At 39.6% G+C, this 25,889-nt stretch carries 25 protein-coding genes and 7 pseudogenes; 11 read left to right on the forward strand and 21 right to left on the reverse strand.

Going from position 1 to position 25,889, the window contains the following annotated elements:
- Positions 1-116 precede the first annotated feature (116 nt).
- Positions 117-1,037 carry a class A beta-lactamase gene (gene bla, locus AC0OMA_RS10395; protein ID WP_474222103.1) on the forward strand — a complete coding sequence of 307 codons (921 nt, stop codon included), beginning with the start codon at positions 117-119 and terminating at the stop codon, positions 1,035-1,037.
- Positions 1,038-1,272: 235 nt separating this feature from the next.
- On the opposite strand, the gene AC0OMA_RS10400 is transcribed toward bla, so the two are convergent.
- Together AC0OMA_RS10400 and AC0OMA_RS10405 are read right to left on the reverse strand one after the other, a co-directional pair.
- Entirely contained in the window at positions 1,273-1,647 is a 375-nt protein-coding gene (locus AC0OMA_RS10400) for a DUF3221 domain-containing protein (protein WP_474222104.1), read from the reverse strand.
- Positions 1,580-1,945: a hypothetical protein gene (locus AC0OMA_RS10405; RefSeq protein ID WP_474222105.1), complete on the reverse strand. Its 366-nt coding sequence runs from the start codon at positions 1,943-1,945 to the stop codon at positions 1,580-1,582. Before AC0OMA_RS10405 ends, AC0OMA_RS10400 begins: the two co-directional genes overlap by 68 nt.
- An 83-nt stretch (positions 1,946-2,028) precedes the next feature.
- On the opposite strand from AC0OMA_RS10405, the gene AC0OMA_RS10410 reads away from it, so the two are divergent.
- The gene (locus tag AC0OMA_RS10410) at positions 2,029-2,292 is read left to right on the forward strand and encodes a hypothetical protein (RefSeq protein ID WP_015483321.1); all 264 of its coding nucleotides are present in this window, start codon (positions 2,029-2,031) and stop codon (positions 2,290-2,292) included.
- Between the two features lie 376 nt (positions 2,293-2,668).
- Here the strand turns inward: AC0OMA_RS10410 and ppsA are convergent, their stop codons facing one another.
- Together ppsA and xynA are read right to left on the reverse strand one after the other, a co-directional pair.
- Entirely contained in the window at positions 2,669-5,269 is a 2,601-nt protein-coding gene (ppsA, locus tag AC0OMA_RS10415; protein ID WP_474222106.1) for a phosphoenolpyruvate synthase, read from the reverse strand.
- Positions 5,270-5,926: 657 nt separating this feature from the next.
- A complete protein-coding gene (gene xynA / locus AC0OMA_RS10420; protein ID WP_015251938.1) occupies positions 5,927-6,568 on the reverse strand; it encodes an endo-1,4-beta-xylanase XynA in 642 nt (213 codons plus the stop codon).
- Between the two features lie 302 nt (positions 6,569-6,870).
- Between xynA and AC0OMA_RS10425 the strand changes: the two are divergent.
- Positions 6,871-7,136, forward strand: a pseudogene (locus AC0OMA_RS10425) (ATP-dependent DNA ligase); the annotation flags it as partial.
- Positions 7,137-7,182: 46 nt separating this feature from the next.
- On the opposite strand, the pseudogene AC0OMA_RS10430 reads toward AC0OMA_RS10425, so the two are convergent.
- A pseudogene (locus AC0OMA_RS10430) lies at positions 7,183-7,412 on the reverse strand (UV damage repair protein UvrX); the annotation flags it as partial.
- Positions 7,405-7,716: pseudogene (locus AC0OMA_RS10435) on the reverse strand (YolD-like family protein). The pseudogenes AC0OMA_RS10435 and AC0OMA_RS10430, both read right to left, overlap by 8 nt.
- A gap of 171 nt (positions 7,717-7,887) precedes the next feature.
- Here AC0OMA_RS10435 and AC0OMA_RS10440 point away from each other — a divergent pair.
- Positions 7,888-8,223, forward strand: coding sequence for a YolC/YozM family protein (locus AC0OMA_RS10440; RefSeq protein ID WP_015383839.1), 336 nt, complete (start codon positions 7,888-7,890; stop codon positions 8,221-8,223).
- 40 nt (positions 8,224-8,263) lie between these two features.
- Here the strand turns inward: AC0OMA_RS10440 and AC0OMA_RS10445 are convergent, their stop codons facing one another.
- Positions 8,264-8,623: a hypothetical protein gene (locus AC0OMA_RS10445; RefSeq protein WP_047182720.1), complete on the reverse strand. Its 360-nt coding sequence runs from the start codon at positions 8,621-8,623 to the stop codon at positions 8,264-8,266.
- 212 nt (positions 8,624-8,835) lie between these two features.
- Positions 8,836-9,198, reverse strand: coding sequence for a hypothetical protein (locus AC0OMA_RS10450; protein ID WP_181219347.1), 363 nt, complete (start codon positions 9,196-9,198; stop codon positions 8,836-8,838).
- Positions 9,199-9,501: 303 nt separating this feature from the next.
- Between AC0OMA_RS10450 and AC0OMA_RS10455 the strand changes: the two are divergent.
- Positions 9,502-9,575: pseudogene (locus AC0OMA_RS10455) on the forward strand (putative holin-like toxin).
- Between the two features lie 271 nt (positions 9,576-9,846).
- On the opposite strand, the gene yobK reads toward AC0OMA_RS10455, so the two are convergent.
- From yobK to AC0OMA_RS10470, 3 genes are all read right to left on the reverse strand, one after another.
- Positions 9,847-10,305 (reverse strand): type VII secretion system immunity protein YobK, encoded by a 459-nt coding sequence (gene yobK, locus AC0OMA_RS10460; protein WP_015383841.1) that lies wholly within the window; start codon positions 10,303-10,305, stop codon positions 9,847-9,849.
- A 9-nt stretch (positions 10,306-10,314) separates the two neighbouring features.
- Positions 10,315-12,117, reverse strand: coding sequence for an LXG family T7SS effector ribonuclease toxin YobL (yobL, locus tag AC0OMA_RS10465; RefSeq protein ID WP_181219349.1), 1,803 nt, complete (start codon positions 12,115-12,117; stop codon positions 10,315-10,317).
- Between the two features lie 99 nt (positions 12,118-12,216).
- Positions 12,217-12,765 (reverse strand): SMI1/KNR4 family protein, encoded by a 549-nt coding sequence (locus tag AC0OMA_RS10470; protein ID WP_181219351.1) that lies wholly within the window; start codon positions 12,763-12,765, stop codon positions 12,217-12,219.
- 128 nt (positions 12,766-12,893) lie between these two features.
- Here AC0OMA_RS10470 and AC0OMA_RS10475 point away from each other — a divergent pair, with 128 nt between their 5' ends.
- Positions 12,894-14,330, forward strand: coding sequence for a flavin monoamine oxidase family protein (locus AC0OMA_RS10475; protein WP_181219353.1), 1,437 nt, complete (start codon positions 12,894-12,896; stop codon positions 14,328-14,330).
- A 247-nt stretch (positions 14,331-14,577) separates the two neighbouring features.
- Here the strand turns inward: AC0OMA_RS10475 and csaA are convergent, their stop codons facing one another.
- The 7 genes and pseudogenes from csaA to AC0OMA_RS10510 form a co-directional block, all read right to left on the reverse strand.
- A complete protein-coding gene (gene csaA / locus AC0OMA_RS10480) occupies positions 14,578-14,910 on the reverse strand; it encodes a chaperone CsaA (protein WP_014477051.1) in 333 nt (110 codons plus the stop codon).
- Between the two features lie 64 nt (positions 14,911-14,974).
- The gene (locus tag AC0OMA_RS10485) at positions 14,975-15,700 is read right to left on the reverse strand and encodes an AraC family transcriptional regulator (protein ID WP_181219899.1); all 726 of its coding nucleotides are present in this window, start codon (positions 15,698-15,700) and stop codon (positions 14,975-14,977) included.
- Between the two features lie 14 nt (positions 15,701-15,714).
- Positions 15,715-16,460, reverse strand: a pseudogene (locus tag AC0OMA_RS10490) (GNAT family N-acetyltransferase).
- 77 nt (positions 16,461-16,537) lie between these two features.
- Positions 16,538-17,114 (reverse strand): annotated as a pseudogene (locus AC0OMA_RS10495) (TetR/AcrR family transcriptional regulator).
- Between the two features lie 5 nt (positions 17,115-17,119).
- Positions 17,120-17,821, reverse strand: coding sequence for an MBL fold metallo-hydrolase (locus AC0OMA_RS10500; RefSeq protein ID WP_181219355.1), 702 nt, complete (start codon positions 17,819-17,821; stop codon positions 17,120-17,122).
- Between the two features lie 76 nt (positions 17,822-17,897).
- Positions 17,898-18,380 carry a GyrI-like domain-containing protein gene (locus AC0OMA_RS10505; protein ID WP_474222107.1) on the reverse strand — a complete coding sequence of 161 codons (483 nt, stop codon included), beginning with the start codon at positions 18,378-18,380 and terminating at the stop codon, positions 17,898-17,900.
- 54 nt (positions 18,381-18,434) lie between these two features.
- A pseudogene (locus tag AC0OMA_RS10510) lies at positions 18,435-19,372 on the reverse strand (helix-turn-helix transcriptional regulator).
- Positions 19,373-19,578: 206 nt separating this feature from the next.
- Between AC0OMA_RS10510 and csk22 the strand changes: the two are divergent.
- Entirely contained in the window at positions 19,579-20,124 is a 546-nt protein-coding gene (gene csk22, locus AC0OMA_RS10515; protein ID WP_063335160.1) for a mother cell-specific sporulation protein Csk22, read from the forward strand.
- 26 nt (positions 20,125-20,150) lie between these two features.
- Here the strand turns inward: csk22 and czrA are convergent, their stop codons facing one another.
- Positions 20,151-20,474: a Zn(II)-responsive metalloregulatory transcriptional repressor CzrA gene (czrA, locus tag AC0OMA_RS10520; protein WP_003231284.1), complete on the reverse strand. Its 324-nt coding sequence runs from the start codon at positions 20,472-20,474 to the stop codon at positions 20,151-20,153.
- Between the two features lie 236 nt (positions 20,475-20,710).
- Between czrA and AC0OMA_RS10525 the strand changes: the two genes are divergently transcribed.
- On the forward strand, positions 20,711-21,346 hold the full coding sequence (locus tag AC0OMA_RS10525) for a lysozyme family protein (protein ID WP_156581569.1): 636 nt from the start codon (positions 20,711-20,713) through the stop codon (positions 21,344-21,346).
- Between the two features lie 89 nt (positions 21,347-21,435).
- Here AC0OMA_RS10525 and AC0OMA_RS10530 read toward each other — a convergent pair whose 3' ends face one another.
- A complete protein-coding gene (locus tag AC0OMA_RS10530) occupies positions 21,436-21,972 on the reverse strand; it encodes a DUF420 domain-containing protein (protein WP_003231280.1) in 537 nt (178 codons plus the stop codon).
- Between the two features lie 136 nt (positions 21,973-22,108).
- The gene (locus tag AC0OMA_RS10535) at positions 22,109-22,891 is read right to left on the reverse strand and encodes a VLRF1 family aeRF1-type release factor (protein ID WP_181219359.1); all 783 of its coding nucleotides are present in this window, start codon (positions 22,889-22,891) and stop codon (positions 22,109-22,111) included.
- A 170-nt stretch (positions 22,892-23,061) separates the two neighbouring features.
- On the opposite strand from AC0OMA_RS10535, the gene AC0OMA_RS10540 reads away from it, so the two are divergent.
- The 3 genes from AC0OMA_RS10540 to desA all read left to right on the forward strand — a co-directional run bounded on the left by AC0OMA_RS10540 (position 23,062) and on the right by desA (position 25,820).
- A complete protein-coding gene (locus AC0OMA_RS10540) occupies positions 23,062-23,559 on the forward strand; it encodes an N-acetyltransferase (RefSeq protein ID WP_181219361.1) in 498 nt (165 codons plus the stop codon).
- 63 nt (positions 23,560-23,622) lie between these two features.
- The gene (locus AC0OMA_RS10545) at positions 23,623-24,600 is read left to right on the forward strand and encodes a S66 family peptidase (RefSeq protein ID WP_181219363.1); all 978 of its coding nucleotides are present in this window, start codon (positions 23,623-23,625) and stop codon (positions 24,598-24,600) included.
- Between the two features lie 161 nt (positions 24,601-24,761).
- Complete coding sequence (desA, locus tag AC0OMA_RS10550; protein ID WP_015383856.1) at positions 24,762-25,820, forward strand: Delta(5) desaturase DesA; 1,059 nt, start codon at positions 24,762-24,764, stop codon at positions 25,818-25,820.
- Positions 25,821-25,889 lie beyond the last annotated feature (69 nt).

Raw genomic sequence — 25,889 nt, forward strand, 5'->3', positions numbered from 1 at the left:
GCAAAGGGGTTTGTTACACTAACTGTCATGGGAAACATTTCATTGGAAATATCTCAATATCATTCCTGCGATGTGAATTAGAAGGTAATACAAAATCATTTGAATGAGGAGGCCTGATGAAGTTGAAAAATAAAGCGTCAATAAAATTTGGAATATGTGTTGGGCTTTTATGTTTAAGCATTACTGGTTTCACACCTTTTTGCAGCTCAACGCATGCCGAAGCAAAATCCATAGAAGACACAAACATGGCAAGCTGTATAACGAATAAAGAATTTGTTCAACTTGAGAAAAAATTTGATGCCAGGCTTGGCGTTTATGCAATTGATACAGGTTCAAACAAGACAATCGCCTATCGGCCGAATGAGCGATTTGCTTACGCATCAACCTATAAAGTTCTAGCCGCAGCTGCTGTCCTGAAGAAAAACTCAATTGAAAAACTTAATGAAGTCATCCACTACAGCAAGGACGATCTTGTTACATATTCTCCAATCACAGAGAAACACCTAGATACAGGCATGAGTCTAAAAGAAATCTCGGAAGCGGCTATCCGTTACAGCGATAATACCGCTGGGAACATCTTGTTGCAACAGCTTGGCGGCCCTAAAGGTTTTGAAAAGTCACTGAAACAGATTGGGGATCATGTAACGAAAGCTAAACGATTCGAGACGGATCTAAACTCTGCGATTCCTGGTGATATTCGTGACACCAGCACCGCAAAAGCACTGGCAACCGATCTTAAAGCTTTCACTTTAGATAACACTCTCACGACTGACAAACGCACGATCTTAACCGATTGGATGCGAGGCAATGCTACTGGTGACGAACTGATTCAGGCAGGCGCTCCAATAGGATGGGAAGTCGGCGATAAATCCGGAGCCGGAAGTTACGGGACACGAAACGACATTGCTATCGTTTGGCCGCCTAACAGAGCTCCTATTGTTTTGGCAATTATGTCAAACCGCTTTACGAAAGATGCTAATTATGATAATGCTCTTATCGCTGAGGCTGCAAAAGTCGTCCTTAACGATCTCAAATAAAAAATTTGAAGCACAATATTGCGAATTCCTTTATCCTTTTGCCATAAAGGAAAAAAGACATTACTTTTGTAAACCCCGCCGTTCATTTTTAATGAACGGTTTTTTCATATTCTCACTAATACCTCTCTTTCTTTAAGTATCTTAAAACACGAATCGTTAACATGAATGGCAAGTTTTCATTTATGAAACCAAGTAAAGTTTGAAACAGACCATCAGAGGTTATCTATACGAGAATTCAATTATTTTTTTGTAATAATTTATATTGTTGTATCGTTGCACTTGGTGGATTTGACTCTTTTCGTGTATGGAACCACACTTTTATTTTTTCACCTCTTTTGAGATCATCTGTGTTATCAATCTCACTTAATCCTACAATTACTATTTTATTTTTAAACTTGTTCATAAGTTGTCCTTCAGAAAGATCGTAATCTTCTTTTACTGGAGTTTCTGTAGTGGTAATGAGAATTGCCCTTTCATTGTCTTTAAGCACGACATAGCCTACTAGGCTCTGCATCTTTGTTTCGTCACCGTTTTGTTCATTTTTATTGCAGCCTGCAAGGAAAATAATGAGTATAATGAGCACTATCAAGCTTACTCCGATTTTCGGCATCTTTCTCCCTCCTCTTTAAACTCTTTTTGATCTTTAAAATAAACAACAGGATATCACCCAACCCATCTACTTCTTTTTGCAATTCATAACAGCAGCATACTCCATTCTCCAATTCCTCAACCTTCTTCTTATTCTTTCTCAAATATTTGCATGTGGTAGCCCTCGATATTATCCCCTTACTCATTTTTGCGCTTTCAAATATATTATTGAAGGCCGCTTCTTTCTGGATTCCAGCATAAATATACTTATCCTTACTGTCGTTTACTATCGCAACTTCCATTAAAATCAAAATTTTCACATTTTATGATCCATTATTCACTTCCAAAACAACTTCCAACCGCTACATAATATATGTATTAATTGTAAATGGAGTTGGTATAATTGAACATGAGGAAAATCTTATTGAGTTCTGCTTTATCCTTTGGCATGCTCATATCCGCAGTTCCCGCATTGGCTGCTGGCACTTCGTCTGAGGTTGCAGTAAAAAGTGATGAGTATGATTATGACACTATATACCGCATTAGTCCTCTGCCAATGGACTTCCAGCCAACAATAGAATACAACGGTTATACTTATACGCTTACACGTCATTATTTTGATTACTCAATCGGGTTTTACACGGCTATTTATACAAAAGTTGTTTAAATTTATAAAGGAGCTTTTTAGCTCCTTTTTCTCTTGTTTTAAACAAGGTATTTTTTTCTATGTGGTCCCCTATCAAATACAATATCAATATTCTCCAGTTCTCTTTGACACGAACAAAATCTAAAGTTTGGTTTTAAATGCTGGTAATAAAAAATTCACTTTAAAGAAGCGCCGCCCGCAAAATGCGGCTTTTGCACACTACGCCAATTTTATATAGAAAAGCCAGACCTCCTCCAAGAGGTTCCAGCTTTTCTTAATGTGCTATCGATCTTCGTTAGTTCAACGGGAACTTAATCATTCGGTACAAATGCAGCCTCCCAGCTTCTAGTTAGGGCTGATGGCGGAATATCTGATGGCTCTCTACACACATCAGACATTATAAGATTTCAATGTAGCCTTCTGTACCATGAACGCGAATTCGTTGCCCATCTTTTATCAGCTTGGCAGCATTTTCAACGCCAACAACTGCAGGTAAGCCATATTCACGGGCTATAACAGCTCCATGGGTCATCAGTCCCCCAACTTCGGTGACTAGGCCTTTTATGGATACAAACAATGGTGTCCAGCTTGGATCGGTAAAGGAGGTAACTAATATATCTCCATCTTCTAAATCAGCATCTTCCATGTTTAAAATGACACGCGCTCGCCCCTCTATAACTCCGGAGGAAACAGGTAAACCTACAATCGCTCCGGCTGGGAGATTTTCTCGTTTATACTCACCTGTAACGATTTCACCATCAGACGTGATAACACGTGGTGGAGATAGTTTTTCATATAATGTGTACTCGTCTTTTCGTGTGCTGATGATTTGATAATCCAGTTTATGTGTGCGTACGACTTCGTGAAGTTCTTCAAAAGTGAGATAGTATATATCTTCTTTTTCTTGAATAACACCCGCTTCTACGAGTCGTTCGGCTTCTTTCAGTAAAGCCTGCTTATAAACGAAGTATCGATTAACCATGCCGTATTTTGGATATTCCCTAAACCCGCTGAAATTCCGGATGATATCTATCATTCGTTTTGTTTCTTTGGCTTTTTGTTCACCATCCGGTAATTGCTTCAATCGATCTAATAACTCTTGTTCTTTCTTCAAAGCTTCCTGTCGCCCTTGCTCAAATTTCCGATGGCTGGCATTAGGCCCACTGTTATTGATATTATTAAGAATCATTGGGATAAGTGTAGTTGGTTTTTCGCTCCATCGAGTTCTTGTAATATCAATTTCTCCGGTACATCGCATTCCGTATTTGCTGAGATAATCATAGATCGCGTCTCGGGTTTTGCTTCCGCCATCAAACTTAGCCAGTTCATCCAAAAAGTTATCATCTTTTACATGTTGTAAGTAATCAATTACCTCTGGATAAGGACGAATCACATCTGCGACGTCTAATAGCGCAAGACCCATTTCTGAAGTAATATTATGGGGTACAGATTGAGAAAGCGTATCTGCTGCGTTTTTTTCACCTAACCACTCGTTCATTTTTTCGTTAATCCATAATGAGGCATTCATAGCAGTGCGAATCACAACCGAACTTTTTGGGTTAAATAAAATCTTCTTTAATTCCTGGATATCTTCCTGAATAAAACGAAATAAATCTGATCCTGATTTCGTTTGGATGTTTTGTTTTAACTCTTCTATCGATGTTTGACTGCTCTTTATCAAATCTGACACGATTGTCGGATCGTTTTCAACTTGAGCCGGCATATCTGCATTGCCTTTGCTTGGATTTGGTGCTGTTTTATCATTTGGTATCGACTTTATGAAATCTCGTCGCTTTATTATGGTCATAAGTGCGTCTTTTAAGAGCTGATCGTGCTGCCCCATGCCTTTTAAGAAAACTTCTCTGCTGTCAGGAGATGCCAGATGATGTGTGACATCAACAAATAGCCTTCCACCGGCTTTACGCATGGGTGCAGCAGTCGTCAACAGAAAAAAAGACAATCCCAGTGGTTTTATGGGATCCGTCATCATTTGTTGATGACCAACAGAAATATAGACGTGATTTTCTTGGTCACTCGCTTCAGGGATGGGGAATAAAGTTGTGATTGGACGACTCTGTACAATATAAAAAGTATCGCGGGCCAAACACCATTCGATATCTTGCGGCTGGCCGAAATGAGTTTCGATCTGTCTTCCAATGCGTGCCAGCTGTAAAATTTGTTCATCAGTCAGTGTTTGAGCCTTTTGCTGATCAGAATCGATCTGCTGTGTTTCTGTTCCGCCTTCTTTTCGTCCGTAGATAGCCAATTTTTTAGTTGCTATTCTCTTATCGATGATTTGCCTATCCTGTACTTTATAACAATCGGCAGATACCAAGCCAGAAACCAGTGCTTCACCAAGTCCAAAACCGGCATCGATGGATAACACCTTTCGGTTGGAGGTAATCGGATCAGCGGTAAATAAAATTCCCGAAGCCTGAGGGAAAACCATCCTTTGAACGATAACGGATAAATAGACTTGGCTGTGGCCAAATCCATTTTGCATACGGTAAATAACCGCGCGATCCGTAAATAGGGACGCCCAGCATTTACTGATATGCTGCAAGATTGCATCGACGCCGATGATATTTAAATAGGTGTCTTGTTGACCGGCAAAAGAAGCATGTGGTAAATCTTCAGCAGTCGCACTAGAACGCACGGCATAGGCATGTTCCTCGCCAAACTGGAAGAGATAGTGAGCCACTGCTTTCACAACATCGGAAGGAATGTCTACTTCCATAATGATTTGCCGAATCTTCCTGCTGATTTTACCAATTTGATCTCGGTCCTCAACTTTTAGCATGGTCAATTGATCCAACAATACTTGTAACGTTTCGTTTTGTTCGATGGCTTTTTGATATCCTACTGTTGTGACACAAAATCCTTCTGGTACTTGTATACCTTGAATTTTTGATAATTCCCCTAAATGTAACCCTTTTCCTCCAACGAGCGAAAGCTGTGTTTTTTCAATTTCATGTAAACCGAGAACCAAAGAACTCATTCTACATCTCCCCTTCAAAAAAAATATTGACAAGAGCTTCCTAGCAGGATATAATAAAATTATAAGATGGATATCTATAACTTTTTAACTAGAAAGCGCACGTAGTGTGATTATATCACCGTGTCTGTTTTTGTGCAATATAAAAAGAACCTGGGCAATTTCCCCAGGTTCTTTCTTAATTTCCATAGCTAGTCGCATTAAAAAACTTGGTTCGAGCTGATTCGATTACAGCATAATCCTCTTAGGAAATCCTAAAGTTGGGTTCTTTTTGGAACTAACCTGCTTTATTCGTAGGTCCCTATATATAAATTAGACTTTTTGTTCTTAACAGTCCCACCTTTAACTAGTATAAAGTTATGAGGATCTGGTTAACTACCAGATATTTTTATTTTGAATAAGGGTTATGTAAAGGTATCTGTTGTGAGCAAGCGCTGACTACAAAAGATTGATAGCATTCTCATTTAAATACCATTCTATTAACCTATAGGGAAAGTTATAAAACAGATGGAGAATACCCTACCTCCAGCAATTCCAAGGCCGTTCACCTAGTAGAAAACAACCTTTAACCATTACTAACGATTTTAATAATCATTGATTATAAAACTTCTCAAGGAACGATCAGCAGCCCGTTAGCTACCCCTGATTAAAGATGATCTGTTACCACACTGTTACGTTAGAACTTCCACTACTTTGATATCCTTCTGTCGCCATGACTTGGTAAGCCCAATTACTGCCCAGATTCATTCCATGGCTCTTCCATGCGTTAACATGATTGCTGAAAGTGATTGTAGCGTTGCTTCCGGTTGGTCTCTTCGTTTGGCGAACACTCCAGTACTGCGTAAAAGTAGTGCGATCGCCATCAATGGAAGGTGCGTTATAACGTGTAGTTGTATATATGTCATATGTACCCCCATCACTTTTTACAGTACCTTTATACGTTCCAGTAGGTCTATAAGTACCCCATGAATCCACTACATAATATTCTATGAGAGGTGATCTCGTCCAACCATATAAAGTTAAATATCCATTTCCATTCGGTGCCCAAACTCCGGCATTATAGTTTATCGTCCTAAATGGCGAACCTGTAGTCCAACCTTTACCAACAACGAAATTTCCGGTATTAGACCAATTAACACTGTAATTCCCGCCAGACCCATTGACAGCGTTTACTATACCGCCCCCATCAGTCCAATTTTGCCAGTAGTCTGTGCTAGCTGCAGAGGCGGTTGCCGAAAACAAGCTAATACTCATTAAAGCTGCCGATAATCCAACTAAGAAATTCTTTTTAAACTTAAACATATGTTACCTCCTATAATATTTTTTCCGACTTTGAGGTAGCACTCGTATATATTTAAAACATTCTTAATTACTAACGCCAAAGCTTTTGATCGTTCCCTTCAGTATAATAACACGAATTCACGAGTGAATATTAAAAGTATTTGTAATTTAATTACAAATACCTAAAAATCACATAATAAATGGTTTTGTCCTGCCATATCCTGATCCTTTTTTCGCAGGATCACAATTCTTGTTTCTAAATCTGATGGAGCAATATCTGTAATCAATTACCATTCGGTCCATTTCGTACAAAGGAGATATGCATTAGAGATTGTGAAATCATTGTAGCTGACCCAGGTGGTGCTCTTGACTTTGAAGCTGTAATGCAACGTTTCATGTCCAAAAAATCAGTCCATAAGGTAGTTTACTGTGTCTTTGATGTAATTTGATGGGCATTCCAATCACTAATAAGCCCCTCAGTGAACGCAAAAACATGCTTTTAGATCTCAACCTTGACCATAATAATGTATTTGTTATTGAAGGCCTGCAAGGAAACGAATTAGCTTACTTTAATCTGGCCAAAGAAAAGAAATCAGCTTATGATATTACAGTGGACAATGGTTTTTTGTGAACTGTAAATGGCACTCTTGACCTTCAGGCATCTCAAAAAGTCTCGAGCCTGTTTTTGATTCCAAAATCTTTTTTAAATGCAGGAGACGCAGCTAACACTACACTTCCCTGTCTCTCCGTATTTTCTCCAACAGCAAGATACTATGTTAAAGGAATAAGCCCCACTGCAACAGCCGATACAGAAGCATAAAACACAAAGTATATTCTTACGTGGAAATTGTGAGTAATCAATCATTGTATGTAACTCCTATGATGTTATTCATGTTGATATATACTGTGTTGTTATGTTGATCTTTAACGTGAAGCTTGTGTTGTTCAAAATTAATGTAATGAACTCTACCGGCGGCATTTTCAAACAAATCCATAGTTTAAAAGTTTGAATTTCAAAAAAATTCAAGTGCTTCAGAAACGAAAACGCCCATCTCTTCAATTTGTTGATCATCTCAATTTTTGATCCATCAATCAAATCTTGTTTAAGCTGTATTAAATGTTCTGGAGCATCATTGATATCCATTGATTGTTCCTCGATCCCTAAACATATCGACTCACTCCTTTATTGATCTAATACTAATAGAACGATCGTTCCCGTTTTAACGCAAATCAGAACAAAGGTTCGATGTATGTTAGATATAAAATATAAAGGTCAATAATGATATACGTAGTATTAATAAAGGAGAGATTCTTATCGACAAGGGAGAGTGAGATGGTGAATGAAGAAGAGGTTAATTGGATTTTTGATTTTAGTTCCTGTTTTGATTATATCGGGTATTACTTTAATCGAATCAAACAAAAAAGCACCTGAAGAAGTTTTAGAAAGTGCTTGGGATGAATTTGGTTTATTTAGTTTTCAAATTGGAATAACAGATCCGGCAATTACAATTGGCATGGATCAAACCAAAAGTGAAGCAAAGCTCCGTGAATATTTAGAACATAATCTGTCAAGAGAAGCAAAGGAAAAATATAAGATCTATATATTTAAAGATGATATTGAAAAGTTGAACAAAGAACATCGAGAGTATCTGAAAGCAAATAACTCTAATAAATAAAATGCCCAGCACTTTTACTAAGCTGGGCTCTATTTCAAATTCAAATTGAATTTTTGTAAGCATTAACTGCTTCGTTTCGCAACAGCATATTATCTTTGTTAACCATGCCTAAGTTGTAAGCTTTTTTGATAATATCTAATACCTGAGAATCTAACGCCGAAAGATTACCGGCTGGATTAAATCTTGATTTCCAATAATCTAAAGAATTATTTAGGTCAAGTGAGCTTTTTTTGTTCTCGGGTTTAACTACTTCATTTTTCTCAAGTTTTTCACAGAATTCACTAAAACCAATGGATTTACTGGGAGCTGAGTTATTTCCCCCGTATCCTTCTGTAGCCAAGCTGCAAAATGCTAAGAATTTCGGATCATAAATAAGATCACTTGAGTTTACATTTACCATCGATAAGCACGATCCTTTCAGAGCTTTTTATAATTGTAGCACCTTTTCCATTTTTACACATGTTAAATATCGACAATCATTCAAATGATTTAATAAGGCTCTGATAAATTTTAATGTTGATAATTACGCAAAAATAAAAGGAAACCATAGTAAATAGGGTTTCCTTCAATCTTGTTTATGTAACGCGCCCAATTCTGGAACAGTTAACTGTCTTATATAAGACGGCTCTCTAAAGATTCGATTGCCAGCTTTAGTGCAGTTAAGCGACGCTCATTTAATGTTTTTTGAGAACTGCCTTCTTTTGCTTTTGCTATTTGTTTTTCAATAGATGGAATGATATCTTGTAGAACTTCTTTATGAGTCAATATGATTTCTTGCTCATAGCAAAAATCTTCACCATTCCAAGTACCTTTTAGGCTTTCTAAACCAATTTTTACAGCGTTCAGTCTCTTTTTGACAAGAGATGTGTTTGAACCTTTTTCTGTCGTGCTTTTATAAGCATTTGAAAGTTTACTAAAAGTTGATTCCAAGGATTTAATGGACAAATCTTGAATTTCTTGGCTAACAATCTTCATATACAATCCTCACTTTTCATTTTGAAAACAACAAATCAACACTTTTTAACAATCCTACTCAATAGCTGAATTAGGACTACGCCTTGAATTTTGCGAGTCGCAAACTACCATATGTGTCTGTCATTTCAAATGTAAATGATGTTAATAGAAATTCTATTAAATGCTGTTGTCAATATATTGTTTGAATTTATAACGTCAAGGGAATTTAGTATAGTATTTCCTGTACATTAAGTTTGCTCACTCGAGGGAGTCTTGCTCATCCCCTATGAAAGAGGGTGAGGCTATGTCAACATCCAGGCAATAATGCTAATGCTTGTATTCGGGTCATTTATAATTGCCCTGTTGACATATATAAATAAAAAATAGACCTCCCTTGAGCCTAAGAACCTGAAGGGATAGGTCTACCAAGAAATCACATCGAGCAAGCCCTTTACTGGGTAGCTTTTGTACAGAGACGGGGTGTTGATAGCACCCTAGTCTTTTTATTTTATGTATTTTTTATACCTTAAAAAGCATAATCCTCATCCTAATTATAACCATATAGAAATGTTATTTGAATACAATTGCTTTATGGATAAAACCATTATTTTATTTGGATTGAGGATGTGCAACTCAAGTGTATCTATTGAGCAATTGCAATATTTTTACTTAATCGTCCCAGTCTTCCTCCTCTTCCCAATCATCTCTCGCTTCCTGAATCTTATTATAAAAAAATTCAATAAAGCTTTCTGCAACAGTATCTTGATAACCAATTACCCTATCCCATTCAACTACTGGGCATTCTCCGTCTTTCATTTTATTCGTATCTAGGCAGTAAGCAAAGTAATCAACATCTTCAATAACCACAAGTCCATCAGTAAGGCCATAGTGTTCTTTATATTCATTAGTTCTATTTACAACTGATGCATGATCAAAGTTGTAGCCTAAAACTAAAACACCGAATAAACCACCAGCACCGTATTTTTCTAAAAACCATTTATAACTGTTGGGGAGATCGCATTGGAGGTTTTCTTCAATGCGACCAATGTTTTCATGACTTGCGCCTTCTGTAAATATAGCATTTTGTTTATTTTCATTAATAAAGTTCTCAACCTTCGAATAAATCATATAGACACCTCAATTCTCATTTTCAAATTGTTTCGCTCTCCACTTCCAATATCTCTTTCTAAAGCTCTCGTATTGTGCTTTTAAAACCTTATCATTTCTAAAACTTTCACCATCAGACTTAAGCTGATGAATGACATCACTATATTTTGTATGTAAGCTGTTCGGGATTTCAAGCATTGGGCCAGGTTCTTCTTGAATCAAGTGATGTAAATTAATCTGTGTACCGTCTTTTGCATAAGGGGCATTCCCGTTTTTCATAAGCTGAAGATTTATAACACCGAATTCTGTTTTTTGATTAATATCAATATCTTTCATAGTATACACTCTACGGCTTACATCTTTAACTTTCCCCTTCGCCTTTACCTTCCCCTCTATTTCATATGCTTCATACTTTTCTTTATTTAGCCAAGGGGGGCTTATCTTTTGGCCAGTAAACGGTTTTCTTGTTCCATCCGGTATTTTCTTCGCATTAGTCAAAAGTTCATTCTTAAGGCTTTGGCTATCAACCACATTGTATGGCACATTATCGGCTAGAGCAAAGTCGTACTTAGGATTATAAGGCAGCAAATCTGGAATTTTGACGTCCTTAATTTTCTTTCCTGCCTGACTTGCTTTGTTTATTACTTTGCCCGCTGCATCTGCCTTGTTAATGGCTCCTGCACCTTTTGTTCCAAAAACAGCTACAGCCACTGAACCAACAGCGTAGGTTACCCACCTTGATCTAGAATAGGCATCCCCATTCACCATATCTTTTTGATATGACTCTTCTATTGCTGCTGAAATAGCGTCATAGGTTTTCACTGGATGAATAACTGCATTCCCCAGTGCTGAGAGTGTTTCTCCCGGATCGGTGATGAAATCCCATATGCCAGTTACAGTGTCTTTTCCTACATCATATAAGCCTACTCCTACACCTTTTACAATATCCCAGGTGACTTCTCCTGCCTCTTCTAGCTGCTTCGCTTGTTCAATTTGCACTGCAAGCTGTACTTGAGCTGGCTCGAGATTCTCGTAGCCTACTTTCTTAGCAATCTCTAAATATTCATCTGGGTCAGATACACCGTCATTAAGCTTCTTTTTCAATTCCTTTATTTCACGTTCTTTAGCTTCTTCTTTCTTCACGCTTAAATAAGATTCAGAATGCTTCTCAATATCGCCTTTTTTCTTATGTATGTCACTTTCTCTATACGCTTTGGCGTTATAGTGAATCGGAGTGGCGTTCTTCCCTTTGCCTGTTGATTCCTGCAGCTTTTTAAAATCTTGCTGGATGAACTGTTCGTTAGGCTCTGTTTCGACGTATTCTGTTTTTAAATCCTCATCAAGCTTGTTTAGCTTATCGATTGTTTTTTCACGTTTGTCATCTGCAGAAGAAAGTTTGTCTTTGAAGTCTTCTGTTGAAAATATTTCAAGGGGAAGAATATCATTGATGTCGTTTAATATGTCTTTCATTGCTTTTTTCTGTTCAGACATAATGGATTTTGATTTTGTATAGGCGTTAGCCAACTCGTGTTCTAAAAAGGATTCTTCTATGTAAGCATCAGACATCTTAGCATCTTCAAGTTTTGCAGACATGCTGCTTAAGAAAGCAATCTTCATGTCAATTAAATCAATCCATTGATCAGTAACACCGACATGATCATGATAAAATGCTTTAATGTTGTCAGCACCCTTGCCTGAAAACTCACTGTCATCTAGGGTAGCTACGTTTTGAAAAGCTTTTCTTAGCTTCACCATTTGCGACCTTAGTTCCTTATACTCTTTGGTTCTTTTATCGGCCTCAAAGAGTAATGAATCAGCCTCAAATACCTTCATATCATTTCTCCTTCCTAGACTACTCTATGTAAATTTTACCACAGTAATCTATTTGAATAACAGAAAAAGACAGCCAAAATGACTGTCTTATACATCACACTATCTTGTTCTATAATAATTTTCTGCGGTATAGTAGCGCCAATCCCAAAAAGGTTCCCCATTGGCCAATATATACCGGTCTAAAAATATTTCAAAGTTTACATTTAATGGATTATATTCTAAACCACTTTCAAATATATAGAGATAGTTGGGATCACCTTGGTTCACTTTATCTTTATCGATCATTAAATGGCATTCTTCCAATAAGTAGCCAATTGGAATACCATTGATATCTACAAACAAATCCTCATATTTTAACTCCTCTTCAAGGCTAAATAGCTGAAGTCCTCCACCTATATTCTCCCCATCAGAAAGAATCTCAAAAATTTTCGCACCGTTATGCAGTGTCATGAACTTCTGATAATCCTCTGGAAGGGTAATCTGATGTTTAGCTTCAAAGCTTTGAATGTCGTTAAGGGTTGCTTTGTCCTGTGAAAATGTAACAAGGAACTCCATGATATCCCCTTCAGAACAAAACAATTGAATGGCTCCTTTTTCATCTAAAAGACTTTTCAAGCCATTTACCGTCTTATGAACAAAGTTAGTCACATACATCACCCCTTTATTTCCTTTTAACAATAACCCTTTCAAATTCCAAAAGATATGAACAGATCGTGATAGGCGCTCTTTTCAGTGAATATAATGCAATAAATTCTAAAAAGAGGTGCCTTCAAAAAGTGAATTCTCTAATGAATGATGACATGGTAAAGATCATTCGAAATGGCCTTAGCGCATCGCAGCATCCAAAGCGCATTCTTGTTATAGGAGCTGGATTGTCCGGGCTTGTATCAGCATCATTGCTGAAAAATGCCGGTCACAGAGTAACGATTCTCGAAGCGAGCGGCAGAGCGGGCGGCCGTGTCTGCACTTTGAGATCTCCCTTTAGTGATGATTTGTATTTTAACGTTGGCCCGATGCGCATACCGAATAACCATTCGTTAACCTTAGAATATATCAAAAAATTCAAATTGCCAACAAATGTATTTCTCAACAGAACCCCTATGGACATCATTTATGCAAATGGAATCAAAACACGTCTCCAAGTTTTTGAACGAGCTCCTGGAATATTGAGATACCCAGTTGCACCAAATGAACAAGGGAAAACGTCTGAAGAGCTGATGCTTTCTTTACTGCAGCCTATTCTAAATTTTATCAATCAAAATCCAGCGAGAAATTGGCGGATTGTCGAAGAACAATACAAAAATGAGTCGTTAAGTTCTTATTTGAACAGGTATTTTTCCTATGGCGCGATCGATATGATCGGTGTACTTTTGGATATGGAAGCGTATATGGGGATGTCCCTTGTTGAAGTATTGCGGGAATCTATCTTTTTTTCATCGCCCGCTCACTTCTATGAGATAACTGGCGGCATGGATCTGCTGCCTCACGCGTTTCTTCCTCAATTAAAAACAAACATTCTATACCATCAAAAAATGATGAAAATGTCTCAGGGTGAAAATAGTGTTACGATCCATTGTCAGCATCAACAAACGGCAGAATTCACATCATTCACAGCTGATCTCGCTATTGTAACCATTCCTTTTTCAACGTTGCGATTTGTAAAAGTTGAACCATACCATTCTTTCTCTTACTATAAACGAAGGGCCATCCGTGAGCTAAACTATATCAGTGCAACAAAAATCGGCATAGAGTTTAAAAGCCGATTTTGGGAAAAAGCCGGGCAGCGCGGCGGCAAATCTATTACTGATCTACCGATTCGTTTTTCGTATTATCCAAGCAGAAATATTGGAGCAAATGGACATGCTGTCATTCTGGCCAGCTATACATGGGCCGATGAGGCACTGATATGGGACAGTCTTTCAGAAGGAGAGCGAATCCAGTATACTTTACTGAATTTATCTGAAATCTATGGCGATATTGTATGGTCTGAATTTGTGTCTGGCACTTCTTTTAGCTGGAGCCTATACCCGTATTCTGCGGGAGGTTTTACAGCTTTCGAACCAGGACAAGAATTAGAGCTGTATCCCTATATTCCTGTCCCTGAGGGCAGAATTCATTTCGCCGGAGAACACGCCTCACTCACTCATGCGTGGATGCAAGGCGCGATTGAATCTGGAATACGTGTTGCTTATGAGGTCAATCGCTTACCTTAGATCATGCTCACCTTTTGTACTAAAAGATTATTACATTTCATATAATAAGATCTTGATTAGACGGACAAATTCATCACATTAACAAAGTAACCCTTGCATTCCTTCGCCCTCCATGCTATATTCATATAGCGATGAGCTGAATTGTGTAAGCCGATGTACATGCCTTTACGGCACACACGAATGTGGCGTGTGGTGCATCGCCTCAATACGCAAAAGACGTTTGCCTTAGGCAAACGTCTTTTTTGCGTTATCCGATTTTTGTGCCGTTTGGGACAGGCTGATCCGGCTGCAAAAGGACGACATCGCCTTGGCCGGGTATGCCACCGAGGACCAAGACTTCCGATTTAAATCCGGCGATCCGGCGGGGCGGAAAGTTCACGACTGCTATGACTTGCTTGTTGACGAGACCTTCCGGCTGGTAACGCTTCGTGATCTGCGCACTCGATTGTTTTATGCCGATTTCTGTCCCAAAATCTATTACAAGCTTGATTGCCGGTACTCTTGCTTCAGGAAATTCTTCCGCTTTTACAATTGTTCCCGTTCTGATATCCAATTTCTCAAAGTCTTCAATGACTGCCATATCAATAACTCCTTTTTCTCCTATTGTAAAGGAGATATTCAAGATTCGTTTAACCAAATAGCCATTATTTTTTATCTGAATATAAGGTGTTTCGATACAGGCGGGGCGGCATTCCTGTGCTTTTTGTGAACCATCTTGTAAAAGAAGAAAGGTTTTGAAAGCCCAGCGCCTCGCTCACGACGGTAAGGGTTTCATTTCTCTCCATCAGCATTCGTTTTGCTTCCTCAAGGCGAAGGTCGGCAATATAGTGCTGCGGGGACTTCCCTGTCTGTTTTTTGAACCAGCTTGAATAGTAAGCTGGGTGATAATGCTCGATTTCTGCCAGCTTCTTAATCGTCAGCCGCTCAAATAAATGGCTGTGAATGTATGCAATTGAGGCATAGCTATGGGATTGAAGCTTTTCTTTTATGTATTGTACTAGCATATGAAGCGAGTTGGCTGTTCTGGCCTTTGCTTCCTCTGTCAGCAAGTACCTGATCGAAGACCAGAAAGGATCGAGTGCAGCTTCAATTCCCGATCCTGCACGATACTCATCAATTTTCATTGCATGAAGCGGAACATCCAGTACAAGACATTCATTTCTTCCGATAGAACGGAAGCGATGCTCGCACTGCGGCGGAATATATAAAAAATGATCTGGCTTTAATTTCACCTGGCGCTCTTCAGTCTCAAGATCAATACTCCCTTCAAGTGGAAAAAGAAATTGGCTGTATGCGTGCTTATGTGAATGATAAAGGCGTGTGTATGTCCGTTTTTCGCAAATCATCTCTTGAAGCGAATCCATCAGCAACCCCCTTCCTTTGGTCATCTTTTAATCCGGTAATGGTGTTCCGATATAGGCGAAAATCCGATCTTTTCATATAAAGAAACTGCCGCCAGATTGTCTTTCATCACTTGTAAAAACATGCGTTCCGCTCCGTTGTTTTTTGCCCATTCAGTCAACACCCTGATCACTTGGGTTCCTGCCCCTTTTCCTCTGTGCTCCTCAGCTACAACGATATTACTAAGTCCGCCATAACCATCAATGACAGAAACCGTGCCAAGCGCTGTCAGGCTTTCTTTGTCATACATCTTGAAAAAAGTTTTACACGGCGGCATGCGTTCGAAAATGTGTTTGTAACCTTTGTGACGCTCGGGTAAAAACCCTTCTAATTGAATAAATTCATCTATCCAAACAGATGATGGCTCTTGTTCCCACTTGTATGTAAATCGACTGTTGTCATTTGTTCGGCTCATAATCGACCGGCACAACGCTGTCATCTGGAAGCACTCGTCTACCTTTTCATAACGGCTGTCTGCCAATGCGTCATCAAGCCCTTTCGGTGATGCGTTGCTAATATGAAAACAAACAGGTAAGCCTAAACTTTGATAAAAAAGTTCGGCCTCTAGATGAAAATCCCCTTCAGGCATATCCCCGCAGAAGTCCATACGCTATTTGCCCTTTTGGTTACTCCAAACTTCGCTCTGAGAAGCCATTGCCCTATGCTTTTTTGAAAATAAGCCGGCCATGAAGCTGCCGCTAACCGTTCAATCTTGTGAATGTCATCCATTGCATAATGCCTCTCCCCTATGTATACTCCCTTGATATTATACAATATTCAGAAATATAAGACATCCATTCATTTGTTTACATAATATTTTTATTGTTTATTTAATAATCCTGACAAAAATGTCCTAATTGAAAATGACAGGCTTTCTAAAATGTCCTCCTCACGTTCAAATGCTTCTTTTGCGATTAAAGCAGTAAAGCCATGCAGCAGGCTTCTGAGCCCCCTTGTCGCATGAATGGCAGTCTTTTCACTTGCATAGCCGTTTTCAATGAGCAGCTTCGTCACAAGACGGACAATTTGTTCTGCGGCGATTTCCGCCCTTTCGTCCTGAACCTTAAGCAAAGACGCCTCATAATAGCCGGGATTTTCAACTGCAAAATCAACATATGCATGAGCTAAAGAAAACATAGCGGCATCTCCCTTTTGTTCAGCTACGGAGGCTGCCATTTGTTCATAAAGCTTTGTCAGCCCGCTGACAGCAAGCTCTGTTCTGATCGCTTGCAGCCCGTTGATATGATTATACAGCGACGGAGAGCGCACATTCATTTTTTTAGACAGAGCGGCAAGGGTGACACTATTCAATCCTTCCTGATCGGCAATCTCTGCTGCGGCGTCTACAATCATTTTTTGGCTCAATCCTATTCTCGGTGACATGCTCATCATCCTTTCTTTGATTTTTGGATCGCCTGTCTCATCCGCTCTGCGGGTGATCTCAGGAAATTTCCATGTCCGACAGCAAGACAGGAAGGCGCCTTATCGGCGAGCAATTGTGCGCTTTTGATGGCCTCCTCCTTATTCCATGTAGCGAAGGCGGGAAAAGGAAACGCCCATTTTATCTGACCTGATACAGCGATTCCTCCGCGCAACTGGAGCGCATCCCCTGCTATTAAAGTGCCGTTTCTAGTATCAATAAATGACATGCTGCCTGGTGTATGTCCCGGTGTAGGGATGGCAAGCAGAGAACCAATTGTTTCACCGCCCGTCAGCAGTTGGTGGGGCTTTGTTTGTATGTGTTTCGGAATACCTCCTTTTATAGGCGTCTGCGGCTCATCTTGCCGCAAGGATGTGTCACCTTGAAGCAAGAATGAATCCCGTTCCGAGATCATGACCTTTGCATGCGGAAATGTTTGTGCCAATGTATCCAGTGATCCAACATGGTCCCCATGTGCATGAGTCAGTAAAATATGCTGAAGCGGTTTTCCAAGCTGGTTCACGGCTTGAATGATTCCTTTATAGCTGCCTGGAAGCGCAGCATCAATAAGGGTGACTTCGTTTTCTTCCTCTACTAAATAGCAATTGACTGGAAACAATGCTGGAAAAAAAGTCAGCTGCCAAACCGTTTGGTACTGAGTAATCCTCATCTTTTTATTCCTCCTAACAAAAACTAATGGTGTTAGTTTTATTATTAACTAACACCATTAGTTTTTCAAGAGTTTATTATTTTTTAATCGCTACATAAATGTTAACTTCTGCTCGCTGTGGCACTGCGGCACTTTGATCATACATCTCAAAGTCACCTGTAAACGTGCGCAGATGCCGCTTATCCCAAGTCCAAATTTCCTTCCATGTTTCAAGCACAATCTCTTCAATAGGGCCGATTCTGGAAGTGAAAACGGCGTAAGCGGAAGCCGGCAAATCAATGTTTTCATATGGTCCCGGAAGAATGTCGTCGTATTCCTGAAATGTTCCGACTGAAAACGTATATAACCCATTCGTCTCTTGTTCATAATTCGAATATAAGGCAATAATGCTCTTGTCTTTTTCAGACTGTGATAAAAGAGCGCTCATATCCTGCTTCCAGAATTGGTCCCACAGTGCCGGAATCCGCCTTTCTTCTGTCATTTCCAGTGCGTTGCTTGTCCGTTGTGACAGTCCGGCAAATCGTTTCCTGTCTAAGTGTGTCATATGTGAAAAGCCCATACGATCCCCTCCTTTTTACTAAGATTATAGACAAAGAAACCTGACAGCAGTGTGTCAGGTTTCATATATTTTTTGCATGTGATGAATGGTTTCTTTTACTTTCTCCCGTATATGAAGAGGCTGCAGAACCTCAATATCCTTTCCGAACTGCAGTAAAAAACCGATCAGCCATTGATCTTCTGGAAGCGAAATCACTGCCCGGCAGATTTCATCTTCATCACAGTGAAGGACATTATATCCGAACCATTCACCTATGCGCTGACGTGCTGCCGGCTGAACAAGAATAACCAATTCAGTTAAACGGTCCTTTTGGTACCAACTCTTATCCCATGGCAAAGTGTCCAGCTGAATGTCTTTTCTGATAAAGGTCTGATGTAAGATGGCCAGATCTTTCATCCGGTTTAGTTTAAAAAAACGAAAATCATTTCTTACCAGGCAGTAGGCATATAAATACCAGCGCCCCGCCTTGCAAACCAATGTATAAGGTTCAGTTTCCCGAAGTAGTGTTTCCCCGCTTGCGCTTGTATATGTAAAAGATATCGTTGACAATCGATCGATGGCGGCGCTGATTTTCTCACGAAGCGCCTTTTGATCCTCGGTATGGCCCCATGCCGTCATGTCAATAAACCATTTTTCTGTTTGGTGCTTAAATGCTTGAGCAGAGTGCTCCGGTATAAGATGTTTGATTTTTTGATAGGCTGTGCTGTGAGAAACGGGTTCATACATAGATGAAACGCTCTGCAAAGCGGAAGCAATTGCAAACAATTCCTCCTCCTTCAGCCACTCTCTTTCAAGCCGATACGTTTCCATGATGCCAATTCCGCCCCCGGAACCTGTAAGGTCACAATCGGAATACCAGCCCTATTGATCGTCTCAATATCACGGTAAATTGTTCTGACAGATACTTCAAACAGCTCAGCAAGCTCTGCAGCCTGCACTTGTTTTTTGCTGATCAATAACACAACCATCGCTAACAAACGTTCCAGTTTCATTCTGCGCACCTTTTCTTCTTGTATTTTCCAACAAAACCATCATAACATTTTGATAAAGCTTGGGCATATTTATTATGCGGCGGAATACACCTCGCATATGCTATGAAAACAGGGGTTTCCCCTTCTTTTTTGTGTTCAGTATTTTATTTCAGCTACTATTTCCAACCGGATAAGCATACACTTCTCAACGGAGGGGATTTCACATCATGCATCTTACACTTCAGAGCGTTTATCCTGCCATGATCATCATCTTTTTTCTGTATAAAAAAATTAAAAGGTCCATCGGATACCAGCCGCTGAAGCCCCGCTGGCTGTTCACCCGCGTCATTCTTTTCTCGCTGTTTGCTTTTGGCCTTTCAATCTTCAGCGCCATTCACCCTTTTTTATATGGATATCTCATTTTGGGCATTCTTGGCGGATGGCTCCTTGTCTTTTTCGCTAAGAAAAACATCTCCTTTGAAAAACGCAGAGGAAAGATCTATTTTCGGACTCATATTTGGGTAGAAATGATTCTCTTAACCTTATTCCTGTCAAGATTTCTATATCGAGTGACAGAGCTTTATCTTACCTCGCCTGATCTAAACCGCCTTGGATCATACAGTCAGTCAATCGGAACGGACCCTCTGACAATTGGCGTCTGTTTTCTGATAGCCGTTTATTATATCGGTTTTTCTTCTTTTGTCATCAAGCTCAGCAGAAACGAACTCGAACAGCACGAACACAATAAAGAAAAAGACATCCTTGCCCGCTAACAGCGAGTTAAGCAAGGATGTCTTTTTCAATCATGCTGTGTATGATGGATCATTTGCTGAAGAACATCTAAAACATGTTCATCCTCCGGAGAGTAATAAATCGATGTTCCTTCTCTGCGCGATTTGACAAGCCGGAGATTTTTTAAAAATCTAAGCTGGTGGGACACGGTGGATTGCAGTAAATTCAGCTTTTCTGCAATTCCGTTTACAGCATGCTCACCCTGGGACAATAAATGGAGAATCCTGATTCGGGTTGGATCAGAAAGCGCTTTGAATGTTTGCGCGACTAGAAACAGCGTCTCCTCGTCCAGATCAGCAGCCGATTGTTCCGTTTCTCTAAATTCAGTCATATGTATCACCTTTCTTTATTCATAGTTTTATCTTATAACAAATGCGCTTGAGTGCAAACCAGCCTGCTTGTATTCCATTTCAATCTCATAGTTTAAATTTATGTTTCAAATCAGGTTTTTACTTGGTCTGATATACCGTCTTATGTCATAATAAAAAAGGTCATACTGCTCCAAACATTGAGGGTGAAACACAGTGAAGAAAAAAGAGAAAAGGCTGTTTCGCTGCTGCGGGTTTTATGATGATTTTTGTCTTTGTCATCGCCTCTTTTTTATTGGTCCTGCTTTTTTTCAACCGGGATTTAATCAAAAAACTTCCGATCGATACGAAAACCATTGTTTTGGAACGTTTAACCGATTACAAACCCTTGGTGGAAGAAGAGCTTGAAAGCCAAGGACTCTCTAATTATACATCACTCATATTAGGCATGATGTATCAGGAGTCAAAAGGAAAAGGCAATGATCCCATGCAGTCCTCTGAATCTCTGGGGTTAAAACGCAATGAGATAACAGACCCTCAACTCAGTGTTAAACAAGGCATCAAGCAATTTACCCTCATGTACAAGACCGGTAAGGAAAAAGGCGTGGATTTGGATACCATTATTCAAAGCTACAACATGGGGGCAGGTTACATTGATTTTGTAGCTGAACATGGAGGAACGCATACTGAGGAATTGGCAAAACAATACTCCGAGCAGCAAGTCAAAAAAAATCCTGATCTGTATACTTGCGGGGGAAATGCGAAAAATTTCCGCTATCCGTATTGCTACGGTGATTATACGTATGCAGAAAAAGTAAAAGAAAAAACAAAAACTGTTGAAGAATCTTTGCAGGTTGCAACACTTGAAACCATGGAATCCAAGGCTCATGAATAAGAGTCTATCAATTTACTGACAAAAGCCCAAAAATGAATTTGGGCTTTTGTCATGTTTACATGTAAAAAAAGCCATACTGAGTATGGCTTTTAATAATACGGTGAAATCATCAAATATACAATAACGCCTGTAAGGCTTACATACAGCCATAGAGGCATTGTCCATCTCGCAATTTTTTTGTGGCGCTCTACCTGCATGCTGAAGCCTCTGATCAGCGTAAACAGCGCAAGCGGTACAATGATTGCAGAAAGGCAGATATGTGTAATTAAAATAAAGAAATAAATCGGGCGCATAATACCTTCTCCGCCATAGAGCGTGTTTTCCGCAATTGAGTGGTACGTCACATAGCAAATCAAAAATAGTAATGTTGTTGTGAATGCGGCTAAAATAAAGCGTTTGTGAGCTTTGATATTTTTCTGTTTAATCATAATCAGCGCGGCCAATAAGAAGATAAACGTAAAGCTGTTGAATATCGCATTTAGCATTGGCAAAATGTGAATATTCGCATGGCTGAACTGATCTAATTTAGGCATAAAAAACAGCACTGCGATTAAACCGTTAATCAGAACTGTCAGCGTAAGGACAATCCCCGTGTAATTTTTCGGTTTATTTTCTGTTTGGTTCATTTGGTGACCTCTCCTAATTTGTACTGGCTATCCAAATCGTATGCAAATTCAAAGAAGATGTCAACGGTTTCGATTGCTTCGTCAGAAATTAGACACACTTCAAAGGCCGGGGGCTATTAGCCCCGGCCTGTTAGGTTTACGCCTCTTTTATCAAATGTTCAATGACCTTATGTTCATTTTCATTCAGCAGGTTCTTTTGAATTTTCGAATGAATGGGTTTATTCATATGCTGATCCAAGATATCGGCCGTTTCTTTATCCCCGGCAATAACCATTCGTTCCCATCTTTTCGCGGCAGCTTTTTGATCAAGGCTGGCAGCCAGCCGCTTATACAGTCTCGATTGGTTCTCTGTTATATGTTCCCTCATCCGCTTCTCTTCAAATGGTGCCGCTTTGTCTACAGCGGAATGGCAATTCTTCCAAGATTCATTGATCATATCATACTCATAACGCTCCACCGCCTCAATTTTCCCTAAAACGGTTTCAATAATTTTCACTTCATGCTGCTGAGTTAAAATAAACGCCGTACTTGGGTATGCCTGACGCAAACCCTTTAGCTGATCCAGGACAGCTGTTTCTTCCCAGTAAAATCTTGTATCTACAGGGACTTGAAGCTTAATAGGTTCCCATATGCCGCTGTCGGAAACAAAAAACACGAGACTGCGGGGCATGTCTTTTCCCATTGCATTCAAGTATTGATTCATTTTAGCCCTGATTCCATCCAGACACTTTTCCTCCTCTGGATCACTAGCTGCCAAATACTCTTTTAATCGGCTGAATCCTGACTTTAGGGCAATCTTCCATTCTCCCCCCTGCTGCTCTGGATCTCTCATGTCTGTATTGAGATACAGAGAGAGAATTTTATCCGGCGGTTCCAATTGGACATACTGTAATTTGTTAATCAATGAATCAATCGCCATTCCGATTCCTCCTTTTTCACAGGTTAGTTTTCTTTTTCCTCTCTTAAAAACGATCAAACCTGACTTTCCGCTAATTTCTAGTAATAATGGAATTGTTGTTTACAATACGCCTCTCTTCTAATACAATTGGTAACTGTGTTTCTAAGCTGATTTTTGAAAGGAGTTTGATCTTGTTTACTATAAAAGAAAAAAATCGTCAAGAGCTTGAGGAAGAACTAAATGATTTAGAATTTCAAATTTATCGCATGCAGGAGAATATGAAGGATTTATCTAAAGATGCCAAAGTGCTTGGTATTGATCAATCGAAACATGATGAGTGGATGATTGTTTCCTCGATTGATGATGGCCAAACATGCAAAATTATGCTAACTGATTGTAAAACGGCTTACCAAGGAAAAGGCTGTTTTTCACTTGTAGCGTCTTACAAGGACGATGCCATTCATATAGGGGATATAACAGGCCCTCCGAATCACGGGTTTGGCTCCATTTGCATGAAATATTTAAAAGATATTGCAAGAGACCACAATATACCGAAAGTCACCGGAGACATCGCCAAACGGGATTGGAATCATGTAGACCGGCTGATTCACTTTTATGAAAAACATCAATTCAAAGTATGTATCGATCATGATACCCAATCCGGCAGCATTAAGTGGGTTGATTTGTAAAAAAGTCTGGAAGAAAGAGCCAAGATATGCTGTAATGGTATAAAACCATTGATGGAGGGTTTTATGTACGCCTCAAAACTGAAAAAGGGAGACGAAATCCGGATCGTGTCTCCCGCGACCAGCATGTCTATATTATCAAATGAAGCAAAAATCCAAGCAAAAACGGAGTTAGAACGCTTAGGTTATCGGGTAACCATCGCTGAACACGCAAATGAATGTAACGAATTTGATTCATCCTCTATTGAGTCAAGAGTCCATGATCTGCACGATGCCTTTTTTGATCCAGGCGTCAAAGCGATTTTAACGACACTCGGAGGGTTTAATTCAAATCAGCTGCTGCGTTATCTTGATTACGAGAAAATCAAACGACATCCAAAAATTCTGTGCGGCTATTCCGATATAACCGCTCTTTGCAACGCAATTTATCGGAAAACGGGTCTTGTTACGTATTCAGGCCCCTTCTTTTCAACATTTGCAATGAAAAAAGGACTCGATTATACAGAGGAGTATTTTCTTTCTTGCTGCGCTTCAGACGATCCGTTTGAAATTCACCCCTCAAGTGAGTGGAGCGATGATCGCTGGTTTTTGGATCAAGAAAACAGGCGTTTTTATCCTAATAACGGCCCTGTTGTAATCCAAGAAGGTTATGCGGAAGGCACTTTAATTGGCGGAAACTTATGCACGCTTAATTTGCTGCAGGGAACGGAGTATTTTCCTGAAACAGAACATACTATTTTATTGATTGAAGATGATTATATGTCAGACATCCATATGTTTGACCGCGATCTGCAATCACTCATCCACCTCCCCGCTTTTTCATATGTAAAGGCGATTTTGATCGGCAGATTTCAGAATGCATCAAACGTATCAATGGATCTTGTAAAAGCCATGATCGAAACAAAAAAAGAATTATCCGGCATCCCGATCATCGCAAATATAAATGCCGGACATACCTCGCCAATTGCCACGTTCCCTATAGGAGGAACATGCAGGATTGAAGCTATTTCGGGCACATCACGAATATGGATTGATAAACATTAATCAGCTTGTAAATTTTTTTACAAGCTTTTTTAGCGCAATCGGTTATGCATGCCGCACGAGACATGACAAATGTCATATAGGAGGCATGATGTGTGCTACTACAAAAGACTTCTCTCATTAGCGTATACTGAACCGAGACACACAATGAGAGGATACTTACTATGACTGAACAAACCATTGCACATAAACAAAAACAGCTGACAAAGCAAGTCGCTGCATTTGCTCAGCCTGAAACAAAAAACAGCCTGATTCAGCTTTTAAACACGTTTATCCCATTCTTCGGCCTATGGTTTCTTGCTTATCTCAGCCTCGATGTCTCCTATCTTCTTACGTTAGCATTAACGGTGATTGCCGCAGGTTTTCTGACAAGAATTTTTATCATCTTCCATGACTGCTGCCATCAATCTTTTTTCAAACAAAAACGCTATAACCATATTCTCGGTTTTCTGACAGGTGTCCTGACTTTATTCCCGTATCTTCAATGGCAGCACAGCCATTCGATTCATCATGCGACTAGCAGCAATCTGGATAAACGCGGAACAGGAGACATCTGGATGTTAACAGTAAACGAATATAAAGCTGCATCCAGACGAACAAAGCTTGCATACAGAATTTATAGAAACCCGTTTATCATGTTTATTCTCGGACCGATTTATGTTTTTCTGATCACGAACCGTTTTAACAAAAAAGGAGCAAGACGCAAGGAACGTGTAAACACATACCTTACGAATCTGGCAATTGTCGCGTTGGCTGCCGCTTGCTGTCTGATCTTTGGCTGGCAATCGTTTTTACTGGTGCAAGGCCCGATATTTCTGATTTCAGGTTCAATCGGTGTTTGGCTGTTTTATGTGCAGCATACCTTTGAAGATTCTTATTTTGAAGCGGATGAAAACTGGAGCTACGTTCAGGCTGCTGTTGAAGGCAGTTCATTTTATAAACTCCCGAAACTGCTTCAATGGCTAACAGGCAATATTGGTTACCACCACGTTCATCATTTGAGTCCAAAGGTGCCTAACTATAAGCTTGAAGTTGCTCATGAACATCACGAACCTTTAAAAAACGTACCGACAATCACCTTAAAAACAAGCCTGCAATCACTCGCGTTCCGTCTTTGGGATGAAGATAACAAACAGTTTGTGTCATTTCGGGCTATAAAACATATACCTGTAAGCCTTCCGCCTGATTCACCAGAAAAACAGAAGCTGCGGAAGAACGCCTGATGTTAAAGGAGGTCTTCTAATATACTAGAAGGCTTCCTTTTTATTGTTGGAGGGTGCATTCTGGCTTTC

The organism is Bacillus sp. AMCV2, assembly GCF_056033925.1.